General features: G+C 45.7%; 14 protein-coding genes. 4 read left to right on the top strand and 10 right to left on the bottom strand.

The features are described 5' to 3' along the window. Nucleotides 1–367: 367 nt before the first annotated feature. From rpsI to zapE, 3 genes are all read right to left on the bottom strand, one after another. Nucleotides 368–760, bottom strand: coding sequence for a 30S ribosomal protein S9 (rpsI, locus tag OH459_RS09635; protein ID WP_005436094.1), 393 nt, complete (start codon nt 758–760; stop codon nt 368–370). A gap of 15 nt (nt 761–775) precedes the next feature. Beyond that, entirely contained in the window at nt 776–1,204 is a 429-nt protein-coding gene (rplM, locus tag OH459_RS09640; RefSeq protein ID WP_005372872.1) for a 50S ribosomal protein L13, read from the bottom strand. A 254-nt stretch (nt 1,205–1,458) separates the two neighbouring features. After that, the gene (gene zapE / locus OH459_RS09645) at nt 1,459–2,562 is read right to left on the bottom strand and encodes a cell division protein ZapE (RefSeq protein WP_005447762.1); all 1,104 of its coding nucleotides are present in this window, start codon (nt 2,560–2,562) and stop codon (nt 1,459–1,461) included. Between the two features lie 196 nt (nt 2,563–2,758). Here zapE and zapG point away from each other — a divergent pair, with 196 nt between their 5' ends. The 3 genes from zapG (at nt 2,759) to degS (ending at nt 6,062) form a co-directional block, all read left to right on the top strand. Further along, nucleotides 2,759–3,202, top strand: coding sequence for a Z-ring associated protein ZapG (zapG, locus tag OH459_RS09650; RefSeq protein WP_005447760.1), 444 nt, complete (start codon nt 2,759–2,761; stop codon nt 3,200–3,202). A 218-nt stretch (nt 3,203–3,420) separates the two neighbouring features. Further along, entirely contained in the window at nt 3,421–4,788 is a 1,368-nt protein-coding gene (locus OH459_RS09655) for a Do family serine endopeptidase (RefSeq protein ID WP_009697599.1), read from the top strand. 206 nt (nt 4,789–4,994) lie between these two features. Further along, nucleotides 4,995–6,062 (top strand): outer membrane-stress sensor serine endopeptidase DegS, encoded by a 1,068-nt coding sequence (gene degS / locus OH459_RS09660; RefSeq protein WP_009697598.1) that lies wholly within the window; start codon nt 4,995–4,997, stop codon nt 6,060–6,062. A 38-nt stretch (nt 6,063–6,100) separates the two neighbouring features. On the opposite strand, the gene parC is transcribed toward degS, so the two are convergent. The 6 genes from parC to nudF form a co-directional block, all read right to left on the bottom strand. Continuing rightward, nucleotides 6,101–8,389 (bottom strand): DNA topoisomerase IV subunit A, encoded by a 2,289-nt coding sequence (gene parC / locus OH459_RS09665; RefSeq protein ID WP_005447746.1) that lies wholly within the window; start codon nt 8,387–8,389, stop codon nt 6,101–6,103. Between the two features lie 3 nt (nt 8,390–8,392). Next, nucleotides 8,393–10,273, bottom strand: coding sequence for a DNA topoisomerase IV subunit B (parE, locus tag OH459_RS09670; protein ID WP_005447744.1), 1,881 nt, complete (start codon nt 10,271–10,273; stop codon nt 8,393–8,395). Between the two features lie 254 nt (nt 10,274–10,527). Then, complete coding sequence (yqiA, locus tag OH459_RS09675; protein WP_009697597.1) at nt 10,528–11,112, bottom strand: esterase YqiA; 585 nt, start codon at nt 11,110–11,112, stop codon at nt 10,528–10,530. 54 nt (nt 11,113–11,166) lie between these two features. Further along, nucleotides 11,167–11,973 carry a 3',5'-cyclic-AMP phosphodiesterase gene (cpdA, locus tag OH459_RS09680; RefSeq protein WP_009697596.1) on the bottom strand — a complete coding sequence of 269 codons (807 nt, stop codon included), beginning with the start codon at nt 11,971–11,973 and terminating at the stop codon, nt 11,167–11,169. Between the two features lie 61 nt (nt 11,974–12,034). Next, nucleotides 12,035–12,478: a DUF1249 family protein gene (locus OH459_RS09685; protein ID WP_005395930.1), complete on the bottom strand. Its 444-nt coding sequence runs from the start codon at nt 12,476–12,478 to the stop codon at nt 12,035–12,037. Continuing rightward, nucleotides 12,478–13,128 carry an ADP-ribose diphosphatase gene (gene nudF / locus OH459_RS09690; RefSeq protein WP_005450390.1) on the bottom strand — a complete coding sequence of 217 codons (651 nt, stop codon included), beginning with the start codon at nt 13,126–13,128 and terminating at the stop codon, nt 12,478–12,480. Before nudF ends, OH459_RS09685 begins: the two co-directional genes overlap by 1 nt. A gap of 229 nt (nt 13,129–13,357) precedes the next feature. On the opposite strand from nudF, the gene tolC reads away from it, so the two are divergent. Next, nucleotides 13,358–14,692: an outer membrane channel protein TolC gene (gene tolC, locus OH459_RS09695; protein ID WP_050907495.1), complete on the top strand. Its 1,335-nt coding sequence runs from the start codon at nt 13,358–13,360 to the stop codon at nt 14,690–14,692. A 206-nt stretch (nt 14,693–14,898) separates the two neighbouring features. On the opposite strand, the gene hldE is transcribed toward tolC, so the two are convergent. Continuing rightward, nucleotides 14,899–16,329, bottom strand: a complete 1,431-nt coding sequence (gene hldE / locus OH459_RS09700) for a bifunctional D-glycero-beta-D-manno-heptose-7-phosphate kinase/D-glycero-beta-D-manno-heptose 1-phosphate adenylyltransferase HldE (RefSeq protein ID WP_005450394.1) — start codon at nt 16,327–16,329, stop codon at nt 14,899–14,901. Between the last annotated feature and the right edge of the window lie 34 nt (nt 16,330–16,363).

Genomic DNA, 16,363 nt, shown 5'->3' on the forward strand with positions numbered 1-16,363 from the left:
AAAGCGGCAAAATTATAAAAAATAGATGTGATTTGTAACAAGAAAGCGAAACGAAGAATGGCTAAGAATGGGATAAAAAGCCTTGTATTCCGGCAGTTTTCAGTCGATTACATAGAAAGATATGTCAAGAATGTGAAGGGACTCCCCACTTTTGTTATCTCCGTCTTGTAGCACGAATAAATCCAGAAAAAGTGCAGATAAAACATTCAAATGTTGCGAGGATATTAAGTGGCGATGTGAAGTTCGATATGAAATGAAAAAACGCTTTTCCACGCGTTAGAAAAACAAAAAGCTCGGCATATAGCCGAGCTTTGGTACACAGTATCCAGAGAAACTCTGGAACAGCATAATTTCCGATAAAAGGAAATTAACGCTTAGAGAACTGTGGACGACGACGTGCTTTACGTAGACCAACTTTCTTACGTTCAACGCAACGAGCGTCACGAGTAACGTAACCAGCTGCACGTAGAGTAGGACGTAGAGACTCATCGTACTCCATAAGAGCGCGAGTGATACCGTGACGGATAGCACCAGCTTGACCAGAAATACCGCCACCTTTAACAGTAACGTATAGGTCTAGCTTCTCAGTTAGTTCAACTAGCTCAAGAGGTTGTTTAACAACCATGCGAGAAGTTGGACGACCGAAGTACTCATCAAGGCTACGCTTGTTGATTACGATGTTGCCGCTGCCTGGTTTGATGAAAACACGCGCAGCTGAGCTTTTGCGACGGCCAGTGCCGTAGTATTGATTCTCTGCCATTTTCGAAATCCCCAATTAGATGTCTAGTACTTGTGGTTGTTGAGCAACATGGTTGTGCTCAGCGCCCGCGTAAACTTTAAGCTTACGGTACATAGCACGGCCTAGAGGACCACGTGGAAGCATGCCTTTAACTGCAAGCTCAAGAGCCATCTCAGGTTTACGATCGATCAACTTTTCAAAAGTGATAGATTTTAGACCACCTGGGAATTCAGAGTGACGGTAGTACACTTTGTTCTTAGCTTTGTTACCAGTTACAGCAACTTTCTCAGCGTTGATAACGATGATGTAATCACCAGTGTCAACGTGAGGAGTGTATTCAGCTTTGTGTTTGCCACGTAGGCGAGATGCAATTTCACTTGCTAGACGACCAAGAGTTTTACCCTCTGCGTCTACAACGTACCAGTCGCGTTTTACAGTTTCTGGTTTAGCAACGAAAGTTTTCATGCTAATAATAACCCGTTAATTAAAATTTAAACTTTAAAGGAACACCCAATAGTGCTCCCACACTGTCTAAGAGCCCAGTCATCACCCCTTCGAGTCGTTGGTACTCTCGACCTTCTATGTCGAAATAACTTCGATAATCAGGTCTGCAGTAACGGTGGGTCGCAGGATTATAGAGAAGAGCGAAGAAAAAATCACCTTTTTTTGCGTTAAATCACGAATTTTTTCTTCACTTTTTTAAGATGAGTTGTCGATTTTTACGCCAGATGCTCTCTAGCGAGGTATTCATGGCTTTGCATCTCAGTCAATCGAGACAAACAACGTTTAAATTCGAACTCTAACTGCCCTTGCGTATACAGAGACTCCATCGAGACTTCTGCAGAAATAATCAGTTTCACGTTACGTTCGTAAAACTCATCGACTAAAGCGATAAAACGTCTTGCTGCATCATCAATTTTACGATCCATCTGCTTCACCTCTGCCAACAATACCGTATGGTAAATACGCGACAGTTCAATATAGTCATTCTGACTGCGTGGTGTCTGGCAAAGTTGCTCAAAAGACGCATGTAGCACGCCATCACTTGCTTCAATTACTTTAACTTCACGATGATTTACTTCAATGCTGTGTGCTGCGACCTTTCTTTCGCCAATCAACTGGTGGTAGTACTTATTGAGATTGACGGACGCTTGTTCATCTAGCGGATAATGGTAGATTTCAGCTTGTTGCAGCGTTCTTAGACGGTAATCCACTCCACTGTCGACATTAAGCACGTCACAGCGCTGAATGATCATGTCTATCGCTGGTAAGAAGCGCGCCCGTTGTAAGCCATTACGGTACAAGTTTTCAGGTTCAATGTTGGATGTTGCAACCAAAATCATCTGGCGTTTAAACATCTCTTGCAGCAATGTCGCTAAAATCATCGCATCGGTAATGTCAGAAACAAAAAACTCATCGAAGCAGACCACATCCGCTTCTTTTTTGAATAAGTCAGCGACTTTTGACAGTGGATTTTCAACTTCCCCTAACCGCTTGAGTTCATCATGGACTCGATACATAAAGCGGTGAAAATGCACTCGCATCTTTCGTTCTGTAGGCAACGCGTCAAAAAACGCATCCATAAGATAAGTTTTACCACGCCCAACACCACCCCAAAAGTAGAGCCCTTTCGGCGGTTCTGGTAATTCTGGCTTTTTACCAAGTAATTTCTGCCAAGTGCTAAGCTGAGGAATAGGCGCAGACTGAAACTCTGCAATCGCATGGTAAAGATTGTCTAAAGCAACGACAGCGTTATATTGGGCTTCATCACGCTGGAATCCATGCTCTGCTATGTCTTGTTGGTATCGTTTTAATGGTGTCATGGTATAGAGTCGTATCAGAGGTACAGAAAAAATTGTCACCTCGGGGTCAGCGTTGAGCATAGAGAGAGGTAGATATCAGTCCCCGAAGACTTACCGCTATTTTTCTTTATCGGCTGTTCAAGCCATAGTAACATGGACAAGCACCGCGTGTAACTAAGTAGTAAAAGACTTGTTAAAACAACTATAAGGAGCAGTTATGCCTTGGATTTATGCCATTGTGGGTTTGCTGGTCGGTACAATCGTAGGCGTAGTCATTAGTAGACTAACCACCCCCGAATACAAAAAACAAAAGTCTGTGCAAAAAGAGCTGGAAGCAGCCAAATTTGAACTAGAGCAACAACGTCAAGAGCTCGTCGATCACTTTGCACAAACTGCAGAAATGCTGGACACCTTAGGTAAAGATTATACCAAGCTATACCAGCACATGGCGAAGACGTCTTCTGAACTTCTGCCAAACTTGCCTGAGCAAGACAATCCATTCGATAAGAAGACTGCAATGTCATCTGATAAAGTCGAAGAGGATCAATCAGACGTCAATGAACAACCAAAAGACTATGCCAACGGCGCAACTGGTCTTTTAAAAGATCAGGAAAAAGAAATCATCGACGCACCTGAAGCAGTCACAGCGAAAGCGTCTTAATCCTCTTATCCTGCCTAATTGGGTCAATACATTCACATTTCTTATCAATTTGTATTGACCCTTGTTGAACTTTTCTTAAGCAACTCATCTCTAACAACTTGTGTGCTGCCGCCACGTTTTGATTGTCCGAATTCGTCCCTATATTAATTACTATCAATAAGAGACAAAGCATTCGGATATTTCTTTTTTGGCAGACCCGTTTCAAGAGGAGTTATTGGATGAAAAAACCATTGCTTGCGTTAACCGTTCTATCTTTAAGCTTGGGTTCAATCATCACCCCAGTCACCGCATCAGCGGCGCTTCCACTCAGTGTGGATGGGGAGCAGTTACCTAGCCTTGCCCCAATGCTCGAAAAAGTAACCCCTGCGGTTGTGAGTATTGCTGTCGAAGGCAAACAAGTTCAAACCAGTCGTATTCCAGAGCAGTTTCAGTTCTTCTTTGGTCCTGATTTCCCGACAGAACAAACTCGTGAGCGTCCGTTCCGAGGTTTAGGTTCTGGTGTCATTATTGACGCTAAGAAAGGTCAAATCGTAACGAACTATCACGTCATCAAAGGCGCTGATGACATTCGTGTCCGTCTATATGATGGCAGAGAGTACGATGCGGAACTCGTCGGCGGAGACGAGATGTCAGACATTGCCTTGCTTAAGCTCGAAAAAGCTAAAGACCTGACACAAATTAAAGTCGCGGATTCAGACAAACTACGCGTAGGTGATTTTACCGTAGCCATTGGTAACCCGTTTGGTCTAGGTCAGACAGTGACATCCGGCATCGTTTCTGCACTGGGTCGAAGCGGCTTAAATGTCGAAAACTTTGAAAACTTCATTCAAACCGATGCAGCAATTAACAGTGGTAACTCCGGTGGCGCTTTGGTTAATCTCAATGGTGAACTGATCGGCATCAACACCGCCATTCTTGGTCCAAACGGAGGCAACGTCGGTATTGGCTTTGCGATTCCGTCCAACATGATGAAAAACCTAACTGATCAAATCTTGGAGTTTGGTGAAGTAAAACGCGGCATGCTTGGTGTTCAAGGTGGTGAAGTCACTTCTGAGTTGGCAGAAGCTCTGGGCTATGAATCAAGTAAAGGTGCCTTTGTTAGTCAAGTGGTTCCGGACAGTGCCGCTGACAAGGCTGGTCTAAAAGCTGGTGATGTCATCGTTTCGATTAATGGCAAAGCGATTGATACGTTCGCCGAGCTTCGCGCGAAAGTCGCAACCTTAGGGGCTGGTAAAAAAGTCACGCTTGGCGTTGTCCGAGACGGTAAGAAGAAGAGCTTTGATGTGACCTTGGGAGAATCAACCAATGTCAAAGCGAAGGCTGAGACTCTACATGAAGGACTCAAAGGCGCTGAGCTTAGCAATACGACACCAAGTGATTCTATCCAAGGTGTGAAGGTAACGAGCGTTGCTGAGAACTCGCCAGCAGCACAATATCAGTTGGCAGAAGGCGACATTATCATTGGTGTAAACCGTAAACGCGTGAAGAACTTAGCGGAGTTACGTGCGATTGTAGAGAAGCATCAAGGTGTACTCGCGATCAACGTTCAACGCGGCGATCGAACGGTTTACCTCGTTATCCGCTAATCGTGTTGAGTTAACAGCAATCACGTAAGCTAAAGTAAACGTGCGTTAACCACATCGATATTCGTGATAACGCTCGAACACTTTACCTCGTATGTCATGGTTTTATAAAAGGGTAAGACGATTACGTCTTGCCCTTTTGTTATTTTTCAATGTAATGCTATCCTTCAGTTTTCTATGCCAATTGGGCGCTCAATCATGGAGAGGTTATGCTTAGCTTTTTGTTACGTTCTGTCTTTTTAGGCTTAGCAACTGCCATCATCGTATTACTCGCCGTTCCATCTTTGCGCAGCAATGTTATTCCTACAGCACTAAGCGATCCGCAGCCGAGCAATATCGCCTCGCTCGAAGTCTCTTTTAACCAAGCGGTAAGAAAGGCAGCGCCAGCGGTTGTGAATATCTATAGTCGCAAGTACGTCGAAAACGACCGAAGCAAGCTTTCAACTCAGGGCTTGGGATCTGGTGTGATTGTTAGCGAGAAAGGCTACATCATTACTAACTACCATGTCGTCGCCCAAGCAGATCAAATAGTAGTCGCACTGCAAGATGGTCGTGTTGCTGCAGCTCAGTTGGTCGGTACGGACAAGCGTACAGATATCGCGATTTTACGCGTTGAAGGCTCTAATTTACCTGTCATCCCACTGAATCCTGATTACAAGCCTCAGGTTGGTGACGTGGTACTGGCTATCGGAAACCCATACAACTTAGGTCAAACCACGACGTTTGGTATCATCTCAGCAACAGGACGCTCATCGATCAGCGATGGTCGTCAAGCCTTCATTCAAACCGATGCGGCAATCAACGAAGGTAACTCTGGCGGCGCTTTGGTCAACACTCAAGGTGAACTGGTAGGCATTAATACGGCTTCATTCCAACAGGCGACAGACCTTGAGACCTACGGTATCTCTTTTGCGATTCCGGCTCCTCTGGCGAATAAGATCATGCAAAAGATCATTGCTGATGGTCGCGTGATCCGTGGCTACATTGGTATTGACGGACAGGATATCAATGCGGTTACTGCCCGCTTACTAGGTAACCAGCACATTGGCGGTATTGTCGTCCTAGGCATTGATCCAAATGGACCTGCAAGTGCGGCTGGCTTTGAAAAGCAGGACATTATTATCAGCATTAACGGAACCAAGGTGCAAGGTCGTCAAAGTGTGATGGATATTGTTACTGACTTGCGTCCAGGCACCAGCGTTGATGTTGGTATTATCCGCAAGGGTAAAGAAATGAATTTGAAAGTAACCATCGCCGAAGACAAACAAGAAGCATAAAAAAATCCCAGCCATTGGCTGGGATTTTTGTTTGTGCGTTATTCGCTATCGCTCGGCTCTTCTGAAACCTCTGAGCTTCCACCCATTTCAATTTCAATTCGAGTTACGCGCTGCAAACCTCGCGGTAGCAAGCTGCCTCGACGTCCGCGTTCACCACGGAAGTTCTCAAGATCAGCAGGTTTCAAACCTAACTTTCGCTTACCCGCATAAAGTGTAAGAGACGCACCTTGTGGCAGAGCCATCAAGTGAGAAAGCACCTCTTCACGTTCTTTCGCCTTCGCTGCTGGGATGTTGATGATCTTGTTACCCTTACCTTTCGCTAATTGCGGTAGGTCTTTGATTGGGAACAACAGCATACGACCTTGATTCGTAATGGCTAGAATTTCATCTGAATCCAAGTCTGCAATCGTCTTTGGTGTCATCACCTCAGAGTTTGCAGGTAGAGTCACCAATGCTTTACCGCTGCGGTTCTTAGATAGCAAATCTGAGCCTTTACATACAAAGCCGTAACCAGCATCAGAACCCACCAGCCATAGCTGATCTTCTTCACCCATGATCACTTGGCGAATATTGCTGCCTGCGGTGATATTCAAACGACCTGTAATTGGCTCGCCTTGACTTCTTGCAGACGGTAATGAATGCGACTCAAGTGAGTAGCTTCGACCATCACTGCCAAAGAACACCGCTTGCTGGTTACTCTTACCACGCGCATGTGCTAAGTATTGGTCACCAGACTTGTAGCTCAAGCCTTCAGCATCCACATCGTGACCTTTCGCGTGACGAATCCAACCTTTCTCAGAAAGCACAACCGTGATTGGCTCACTTGGTACTAAGTCGCGTTCAGTCAATGCTTTTGCTTCTGCACGTTCAACCATTGGAGAACGGCGGTCATCACCATATTTCTCTGCGTCTGCTTTGATTTCTTTCTTCAGTAGTGTGTTCAGACGACGCTCAGAACCTAGTAGCTGTTCTAGCTTCTCACGTTCTTTCTCTAGCTCGTCTTGCTCACCACGGATCTTCATCTCTTCTAGTTTTGCTAGATGACGAAGTTTGGTATCTAGAATTGCATCCGCTTGGATATCGGTAATGCCAAAGCGTTCCATCAGCACTGCTTTTGGATCGTCTTCAGTACGAATGATCTCAATCACTTCATCTAGGTTTAGGTAAGCAACCAACAAACCTTCCAAGATGTGTAGACGAGCCATTACTTTGTCTAGGCGATGTTGTAGACGGCGACGTACAGTCGTACGACGGAACTCGATCCACTCAGACAGAATTTGTACCAGGCCTTTAACTTGAGGACGGTTATCCAAACCAATCATGTTCAAGTTAACGCGGTAGCTGCGCTCAAGATCCGTAGAAGCGAACAAGTGGTTCATCAACAGATCGCAATCAACGCGGTTTGACTTCGGAACCACAACGATACGCGTCGGGTTCTCGTGATCCGATTCATCACGAAGATCGTCAACCATTGGCAGCTTCTTAGCACGCATTTGGTTAGCGATTTGCTCAAGTAATTTTGCACCTGATACTTGGTGTGGCAGAGAAGTGATCACGATATCTGAACCTTCTTTGTGCCATACCGCGCGCATCTTGATGCTGCCACGACCGTTGCGGTAAATCTTCTCAATATCTGCTTGTGGCGAGATGATTTCCGCTTCTGTTGGGTAATCCGGACCTTTAACGAACTGCATCACATCTGGCAGTTCCGCCTTCGGGTTGTCGATCAAATGAATGGTCGCATCCGCCACTTCACGAACGTTGTGAGGTGGAATATCCGTCGCCATACCAACCGCGATACCGGTTACACCGTTTAGCAGAATATGAGGCAGACGTGCTGGCAACATTTGTGGCTCTTTCATCGTGCCATCAAAGTTAGGTTGCCATTCAACTGTACCCTGACCTAATTCGCCTAACAGTACTTCGGCAAACTTAGACAGTTTTGCTTCGGTATAACGCATTGCTGCGAATGATTTCGGGTCATCTGGCGCACCCCAGTTACCTTGACCGTCAACCAATGGGTAACGGTAAGAGAATGGCTGCGCCATCAATACCATCGCTTCGTAACATGCAGAGTCACCGTGCGGGTGGTATTTACCCAACACGTCACCAACGGTACGTGCGGATTTTTTGTATTTTGCTGATGCCGAAAGACCAAGCTCCGACATTGCGTAAATGATGCGTCGTTGAACCGGTTTCAGACCATCGCCAATGTATGGCAATGCGCGGTCCATGATCACGTACATCGAGTAGTTCAGATAAGCGTCTTCGGTGAACTTGCGCATTGGCAACTGTTCAACGCCATCGTAAGTAATTTCTGTAGACATCCGTTAAACCTCTGCCATATCGCCGTTGTTTTGCAGCCAAGAACGACGATCATCTGCTCGTTTCTTACCAAGCAGCATGTCCATCATTTCCATGGTCGCCGCCGAGTCATCGATGGTTAGCTGAACCAAGCGACGCGTATTTGGATCCATGGTCGTTTCGCGCAACTGAAGTGGGTTCATCTCACCCAGACCTTTGAATCGTTGCACGTTGATTTTGGCTTTCTTCTTAGACAAGCGCTCTAATACACCATCTTTTTCGTCATCGTCTAAGGCATAGAATACTTCTTTGCCACAGTCGATACGGTATAGAGGCGGCATCGCGACGTAGATATGACCAGCTTCAACCAGCGCACGGAAGTGACGAGTGAACAGCGCGCATAACAGCGTTGCGATGTGCAAACCGTCCGAGTCCGCATCGGCAAGGATACAGATTTTACCGTAACGAAGGCTGTCTAGGTTGTCGCTGTCTGGGTCAATACCCAGAGCAACTGAGATATCGTGCACTTCTTGAGATGCAAGCACTTGGTCTGCAGAGACTTCCCACGTGTTTAGGATCTTACCGCGCAGTGGCATTACCGCTTGGAACTCACGATCACGTGCTTGTTTAGCAGAACCGCCCGCCGAGTCACCCTCCACGAAGAAGATTTCGGTGCGGTTGAGATCTTGCACAGAACAGTCTGTCAGTTTGCCTGGTAGAGCAGGACCTGATGCAACCTTCTTACGCACAACCTTTTTACTAGCACGCATACGGCGGTGGGCATTCGCGATACACACTTCCGCTAACTGCTCAGCCAGTTGTGGCTTTTCGTTCAACCATAGGCTGAATGCATCTTTTACTACACCAGAGACAAAGGCAGCCGTTTGACGAGAAGACAAACGCTCTTTGGTTTGACCGGCAAATTGCGGGTCTTGGATCTTAACTGACAGGACGTAAGAACAGCGGTCGAAAACGTCATCACCAGTTAGCTTCACACCACGAGGTAACAAATTGCGGAATTCACAGAACTCACGCATCGCATCAAGCAAACCTTGGCGTAGACCGTTAACGTGTGTACCACCTTGAGCGGTAGGGATAAGGTTCACGTAACTTTCCGTGATCATCTCGCCGCCTTCCGGCTGCCAGATTACCGCCCAGTTTGCCGCTTCAGTTTCTGCTGAGAACTCACCAGTAAATGGCTCTTCAGGTAGAACTGGATAACCTTTCACACCTTCCGCTAGATAGTCTTTAAGACCATCTTCGTAGTGCCATTTGTAGTCTTTGTTGTTTACTTTATCGGTAAACGTAATCTCTAGACCCGGGCAAAGTACTGCTTTCGCACGTAGGTTGTTCACCAGACGCGTAACAGAGAAGTTTGCGGAATCAAAGTACTTTGCATCTGGCCAGAAATGTACGCTGGTACCACGGTTACGACGACCGCATGTCCCTGTGACAGTGAGGTCAGAAACCTTGTCACCATGCTCGAAAGCAATCTCATAAATTTGACCGTCACGACGAACCGTCACTTCAACACGCTTTGATAGCGCGTTTACTACAGAGATACCTACACCATGCAAACCACCAGAGAATTGATAGTTCTTGTTGGAGAATTTACCACCCGCATGAAGCTTACATAGGATCAGCTCAACGCCTGATACCTTTTCTTCTGGGTGTATATCAACAGGCATGCCTCGACCATCATCGATCACTTCTAGTGATTGGTCAGCATGTAGGATGACTTGTACTTTTGAGGCATGTCCGGCAAGCGCTTCATCGACACTGTTATCGATAACTTCTTGGCCCAAGTGGTTTGGGCGCGCTGTATCCGTATACATCCCTGGTCGGCGACGTACTGGCTCTAAGCCATTCAGTACTTCAATGGCACCAGCATTATATTGTTCAGTCATAATACGGAATTGTTCTCAAAGTTTACTTGTAACCCGAGCCTCGCATTCACGCGAGCTGTACTCGAGAAACGAAAAAGCTACCCCGTCTGCACATTTATCTAAAGATAAAGAAGATGCATAACAAAGTAGTCAGGGCTTAAATACCCTTAAGATCTTTTTGGCAAAACATAGTCGGAAAGCATATCGACTATGTCAAGAAACAGTTGGATATATCAATAAAAACTATGAGCCTATTCCAATCCGTCTCTTTAGTATTACAGTTTTAAGAATTCAATGATTTGAGCAGGATAACGCTCAAAGCCTACAAAACTGTGATCACCGCCCTCTTCTACCGTTTGCGTCGCTTGTGCGAACTTTTCTACGGCTTGGCGATAGTCTAAAACCTCATCTTCGGTTTGTTGTAAAAGCCAAAAGGATTGAGGCGACGCGATGCTTTGTACATCAAGAGCTTTTAGCTCGTCAATATGACAAGCTTCAAGTGTATAGGTTTCATGCGTGTAGGGGTTAGTTTGCTCCCCTAAATAGTCCACCAGCAACTCATACGGCTTCACCGCGGGGTTAACAACCACTGCTCTAAAACCAAACTTATCATTGAGCCAAGTAGACATGTATCCACCCAATGAGCTACCCACCAAGCCGATGTTGTAGTCATCTTTGTATTGCTCAATGATATCGAGCAAGCATTGTGCAGCAAGTTGAGGGAAGCATGGTAACTGAGGCACGATGACTTTTATATCTGGACGCTGCTGCTCACAATACTCTTTCATCAAGTTCGCTTTCATCGAAAGCGGTGAGCTGTTAAAACCGTGAATATAAAGCAGCAAAGAAGATTGGCTCATGGTTGCCTCATGTAAAAAAGTAAGCCCGAACATAAAGTTCGGGCATGGTAATGATTAGTAACCGCTTGAGGTAAAATCTGGCTGGAATTGACCATCTGGTAAACGGTTAACCTGTGTCGAGATGTCACCGTTACTATGTAGTTCTAATTCCCGCCAGCCTGGAGACTGTGTATCTAATGCAAAGTCATCAGAGTTCGGCTTGAATTGTACACACGTTGAAGGCGTTGCCATCACACGAATACCTTTGTGAATAATGTTCATATCCTGATGAACATGACCACAGAGAATACCCTTCACATTGTCAAATCGGTCTACGACCTGCCAAAACGCCTCTGCGTCTTTCAGCGTGTGTTGATCTAGCCAAGCACTGCCCACTAAAAGTGGATGATGATGCAAAAGCACCAACGTATGTCGCTGCGGATTTTCTGCGAGCTTTTCTTCAAGCAAAGTCAGTTGTTGATCGCTTAATCGCCCATGAGGAACGCCAACCACTTGTGAATCCAGCAGAATTACCTGCCAATGGTCACCCAGCTTTAGGTGTTCAACAGCTTGAATTTGAGGGGATGGTAGCACACTACCCATGTTTGGCTTGTAGTCGTGGTTGCCCGGAAGCCAAAAACAATCTTTTTTCAGCGGCGAGATACCCTCAGCAAAACGCTGATATGACTCTGCACTATGATCTTGTGAAATGTCGCCTGTAGCCAAGATGTATTCAAATGGCACTTGACGATGAAGAATCTCTTTTACCACGGCTGCAAAGCTGTCGGCGGTTCTTACGCTCAGCAAACTGCCCTCATCTGCCTCAAACAGATGAGTATCCGTGATTTGTAATAGCTTTATGCTGTCACTAGATGGTTGCAAAATGAAAACCTGATTCGTCCACTATATAGTTTTTTGTTATTTTTCCTTAGTGACGTGACAATCAATTGAAGGCAAGCGGCGTTCTACTAATGCCACTTCGTAAACAGAATGTCAGCCATTCACCAAGAAACGTATTAAGCTGATGCTTTTCATCTTTCTGCATCAACTGGTCGTTGGGATAATCATATTTAGCTTTAATGCGAGAAAACTCTCCGCTTGAGCATACTTCAGCTACTCTCGCATCGTGATAAAGCCTGACAGACATCGTCGGTAAAGGAAACACTGGTGTTTCATCACTCTGACATATCTCAACAACTGTGGTGTATTTTGTGATTTCATTCACGGTCAGTTGATAAACCATATTCGCCGCCTGATAACAGCGTACGTCACCAACTTCGGCAGAGGCAGGCAGCAAAGCGTTCAACTTCGCATAGTTGGTCTCATAAGTTCTCATAAGACCTGCTAAGTCGACATGGTATCTTTGCTTTTCAGCTACTTGCGCCATTACTTACTCTCCACCATAGGGGATTTACCCCATTGTGATGTCAATTCTTGATGATTTAACTGCAACCATTGAAGCGCAATGATTGAAGCACCATTTTCAAATTTGCCATCTTTCACCCACTGATACGCAGTTTCACGGCTCATTACATGGACTCGAATATCTTCATTCTCATAGTCTAAACCATGAATGCCATGCGCTTTAGATGCATCGACTTCACCAATGAACACATCAAGCTTCTCTGAGCAGCCGCCCGAAGAGGGATAATAAGAGGTAACCGAAGCAACACGTCCTACTTGAATGCCCGCTTCCTCTTCTGCTTCTCGACGAATCACAGCTTCTGCTGATTCATCTCGATCAATCATGCCAGCAACAATTTCGAACTGCCATGGGTGCGAATGCTCTAATGCTCCAACGCGGATCTGCTCGATGATCACGACTTGGTCAGTCACGGGGTCATACGGGAGCATGGCTGCAGCATGACCACGTTCGAACATTTCTCGTTCGACAATCCCACTCCAGCCACCGGCGAATAATCTATGCTTAAAACGGTATTTCACCATTTTAAAGAAGCCTTTAAATACGGTTTCTTTTGAGATTATTTCCACATCTTGGGGAGTAAAATCATTCTGTTGCTTGTCACACTGTTGCATTCAACACCTCTCTGAGTGAATCTTGTAGTTTACTCATTGTTATTCGCTTGCTCAAAGGACTTGGCTCAACTTTTTGTACAATAGTTATAAATTATTTTAAGCAATTCTCATTTATTTATTGCACAACTGGATAATTACGTGTAAAAAAGTGCAAAGTTTCGAGTAAATATCGTCCAAATTGAGTTAAACTACTGAGAATTAACCAATCTATAGACCGCGGGAATAGAAAATGAAAAAACTGCTTCCACTATTTATCAGTGCAGCGCTAGGCAGTATGAGTACATCTGCATGGGCAGACTCTCTTGCTGAAATCTATGACTTAGCAAAACAAAATGATCCTCAATTGCTCAGTGTAGCAGCGCAGCGTGATCAAGCTTTTGAAGCAATCAACTCTAGCCGCAGTGCCCTACTACCACAGATCAACTTGACAGCAGGCTACGACATCACTCGTGGTGATACTGACTACGACAACAATACCCCTACGTTACAAGATCGTAATAACGACCAAAACGTACTGTCAGCAGGTGTTGGTTTTACACAAGAGCTATACAACCGTGCATCTTGGATCACGCTTGATACCGCAGAGAAAACAGCTCGTCGTGCCGACGCAAACTATGCCGCAACACAACAAGGCTTGATCCTTCGTGTTTCTCAAGCGTACTTTGAAGTGCTACGCGCACAAGACAACCTAGTGTTCGTTCGTGCAGAAAAAGCAGCGGTAGGTCGCCAACTAGAGCAAACTAAACAACGTTTTGAAGTTGGTTTGTCAGCAATCACTGACGTACACGATGCGCAAGCACAATACGATGCAGTACTTGCAGACGAAGTATTGGCGGAAAACTCGCTAATCAACAGCTACGAATCGCTACGTGAGATTACAGGTCAAGAGCACAAGAACCTAAACGTTCTAGATACAGCTCGCTTCTCTGCAAGCCGCTCTTCTGAAGCTGCTGAAACATTGATTGAAGAAGCGAAGACAACCAACCTAAGTCTATTATCTGCACGTATCGGACAAGACATCGCACGCGATAACATCTCACTAGCAAGTTCTGGTCACCTACCAACACTCTCGCTAGACGGTGGTTACAACTACTCTGATACTGCAGAAAGTACAGCAGACAATACAACTGATGGCTTCAAAGTTGGTGTTAACTTAGCAGTTCCTCTATACACTGGTGGTCGTACAACGTCTGAAGTGAAACAAGCAGAATACGGCTATGTATCAGCAAGCGAAGAGCTGGAAAAAGAATACCGTAGTGTTGTGAAAGAAGTGCGTGCACAAAACAACAACATCAACGCTTCTATCGGCGCACTAAAAGCGTACGAACAGTCTGTAGTGTCAGCGCAATCTGCACTAGAAGCGACAGAAGCCGGTTTCGATGTAGGTACTCGTACTATCGTTGACGTATTAGACGCAACTCGCCGTCTATACGATGCAAACAAGAACTTGTCAGACGCACGTTACAACTACATTCTTGCTGGTCTTCAGCTACGCCAAGCGGTAGGTACACTGAGCGAGCAAGATATCCTAGATGTTGATGCAGGTCTTAAGCCAGCAAAATAAATGTCTCATGTATACCCAAGTAACCTCGAGACGCTTAGTTCAGCGAGAATGACTTGGGTATAATGCATAAAACGCCAGTTGAGCTTTCAACTGGCGTTTTTTATTGCGAGCTATTTTGCTAAGCATTACATTCCAAAAAACAATTACGATCAAAAAAGGTCGCCCATAGAGCGACCTTTTCTTTAAGAATCGAAAGCAAGGAAGGCTTAGCCTTTACCGCCTTTGATGGCATTGATGATTTCGCTAGTTGAGCAACCATCTTCAAAGTTCAGCACGCGAACCTCACCGCCTGCGGCAATCACTTCTTTACCACCAGCGATCTCTTCCGGCTTGTAATCACCACCTTTCACTAACAAGCTTGGTAGTACTTCCGAAATAAGGCGTTGAGGCGTGTCTTCGCTGAAAGGCACAACCCAATCGACAGCACCTAAACCAGCTAACACAGCCATACGACGATCGGTTGGGTTTACTGGACGACCAGGACCTTTTAGACGTTTTACCGAATCATCCGTGTTTACCGCAACAATCAAGCGATCACCGAGTTCTGCGGCGTGGTTTAAGTAAGACACGTGACCAGCGTGTAAGATATCGAAACAACCATTAGTCATCACAACCTTCTCACCTTTCGCTCGTGCTTTCTTCACGGCTTCAATCAGAGCTTGCTCTGAAATCACACCGTAATCTGTATCTTGGCTACCGTGAATGGCTTCTGCCAGCTCAATTTCAGAAAGCGTTGAGGTACCCAATTTACCAACCACAACACCTGCCGCTGCATTGGCTAGAGCACAAGCTTCTTCAAATGATTTGCCTGCGGCAACAGAAGCCGCCAATACAGAGATCACCGTATCGCCCGCACCAGTTACGTCATAGACTTCTTTTGCTTGAGTCGGTAGATGGAATGGTTCCTGACCACGGCGGATCAGCGTCATACCATTTTCACTGCGCGTTACCAATAGAGCTTCAAACTCGAACTCTTCTACTAGTGCTAGCGCTTTTTCTACCAGCTCTTGCTCTGACTTCACCTTACCAACAACATCTTCAAACTCTTTCATGTTTGGTGTCAGTAGCGTTGCACCACGGTAGCGTTCGAAGTCTGCGCCTTTCGGATCGATGAAGACTGGGATATTCGCGGCACGAGCTTTCTGGATGTAAGCCTGTACATGCTCTAACGAACCTTTCGCGTAATCAGACATGATCACAGCTTTCACGCTTGGCAAAGCAGTTTCCATACGAGATAACACAGGTTCAGCATCGGTGTTTTCAAACTTGTCTTCAAAATCCAGACGAATCAATTGCTGACCGCGGCTCATCACACGTAGCTTAGTGATGGTTGGGTAATCAGGCAGCGCGACGAAATCGCATTTTACTTTTAGCGAGTTCAGCGTTTCAGTCAGAACTTTCGCTGGCTCATCCATCCCCGTTAGACCAACAATGTGAGCGTGACCGCCAAGTGAGGCAATATTCATTGCCACGTTCGCAGCACCACCCGGACGCTCTTCATTATTTTCTACTTTCACAACAGGTACTGGCGCTTCAGGAGAGATACGTCCAGTCGGGCCATACCAGTAACGATCTAGCATGACATCGCCGATGATAAGCACACCAGCGCTGTTGTAATCAGGTAGAATTGGTTTCATTATTGGTCTCCAAAAATTAAATCGTGGTGAGTTT

It is taken from the genome of Vibrio sp. MM46 (assembly GCF_027587135.1).
GTDB lineage: Bacteria > Pseudomonadota > Gammaproteobacteria > Enterobacterales > Vibrionaceae > Vibrio > Vibrio harveyi.

Bases quoted from the DNA above. Each gene is read 5' to 3' on its own strand.
- rpsI (WP_005436094.1), bottom strand. From the start codon at position 760: ATGGCAGAGAATCAATACTACGGCACTGGCCGTCGCAAAAGCTCAGCT.
- rplM (WP_005372872.1), bottom strand. From the start codon at position 1,204: ATGAAAACTTTCGTTGCTAAACCAGAAACTGTAAAACGCGACTGGTAC.
- zapE (WP_005447762.1), bottom strand. From the start codon at position 2,562: ATGACACCATTAAAACGATACCAACAAGACATAGCAGAGCATGGATTC.
- zapG (WP_005447760.1), top strand. From the start codon at position 2,759: ATGCCTTGGATTTATGCCATTGTGGGTTTGCTGGTCGGTACAATCGTA.
- OH459_RS09655 (WP_009697599.1), top strand. From the start codon at position 3,421: ATGAAAAAACCATTGCTTGCGTTAACCGTTCTATCTTTAAGCTTGGGT.
- degS (WP_009697598.1), top strand. From the start codon at position 4,995: ATGCTTAGCTTTTTGTTACGTTCTGTCTTTTTAGGCTTAGCAACTGCC.
- parC (WP_005447746.1), bottom strand. From the start codon at position 8,389: ATGTCTACAGAAATTACTTACGATGGCGTTGAACAGTTGCCAATGCGC.
- parE (WP_005447744.1), bottom strand. From the start codon at position 10,273: ATGACTGAACAATATAATGCTGGTGCCATTGAAGTACTGAATGGCTTA.
- yqiA (WP_009697597.1), bottom strand. From the start codon at position 11,112: ATGAGCCAATCTTCTTTGCTGCTTTATATTCACGGTTTTAACAGCTCA.
- OH459_RS09685 (WP_005395930.1), bottom strand. From the start codon at position 12,478: ATGGCGCAAGTAGCTGAAAAGCAAAGATACCATGTCGACTTAGCAGGT.
- nudF (WP_005450390.1), bottom strand. From the start codon at position 13,128: ATGCAACAGTGTGACAAGCAACAGAATGATTTTACTCCCCAAGATGTG.
- tolC (WP_050907495.1), top strand. From the start codon at position 13,358: ATGAAAAAACTGCTTCCACTATTTATCAGTGCAGCGCTAGGCAGTATG.
- hldE (WP_005450394.1), bottom strand. From the start codon at position 16,329: ATGAAACCAATTCTACCTGATTACAACAGCGCTGGTGTGCTTATCATC.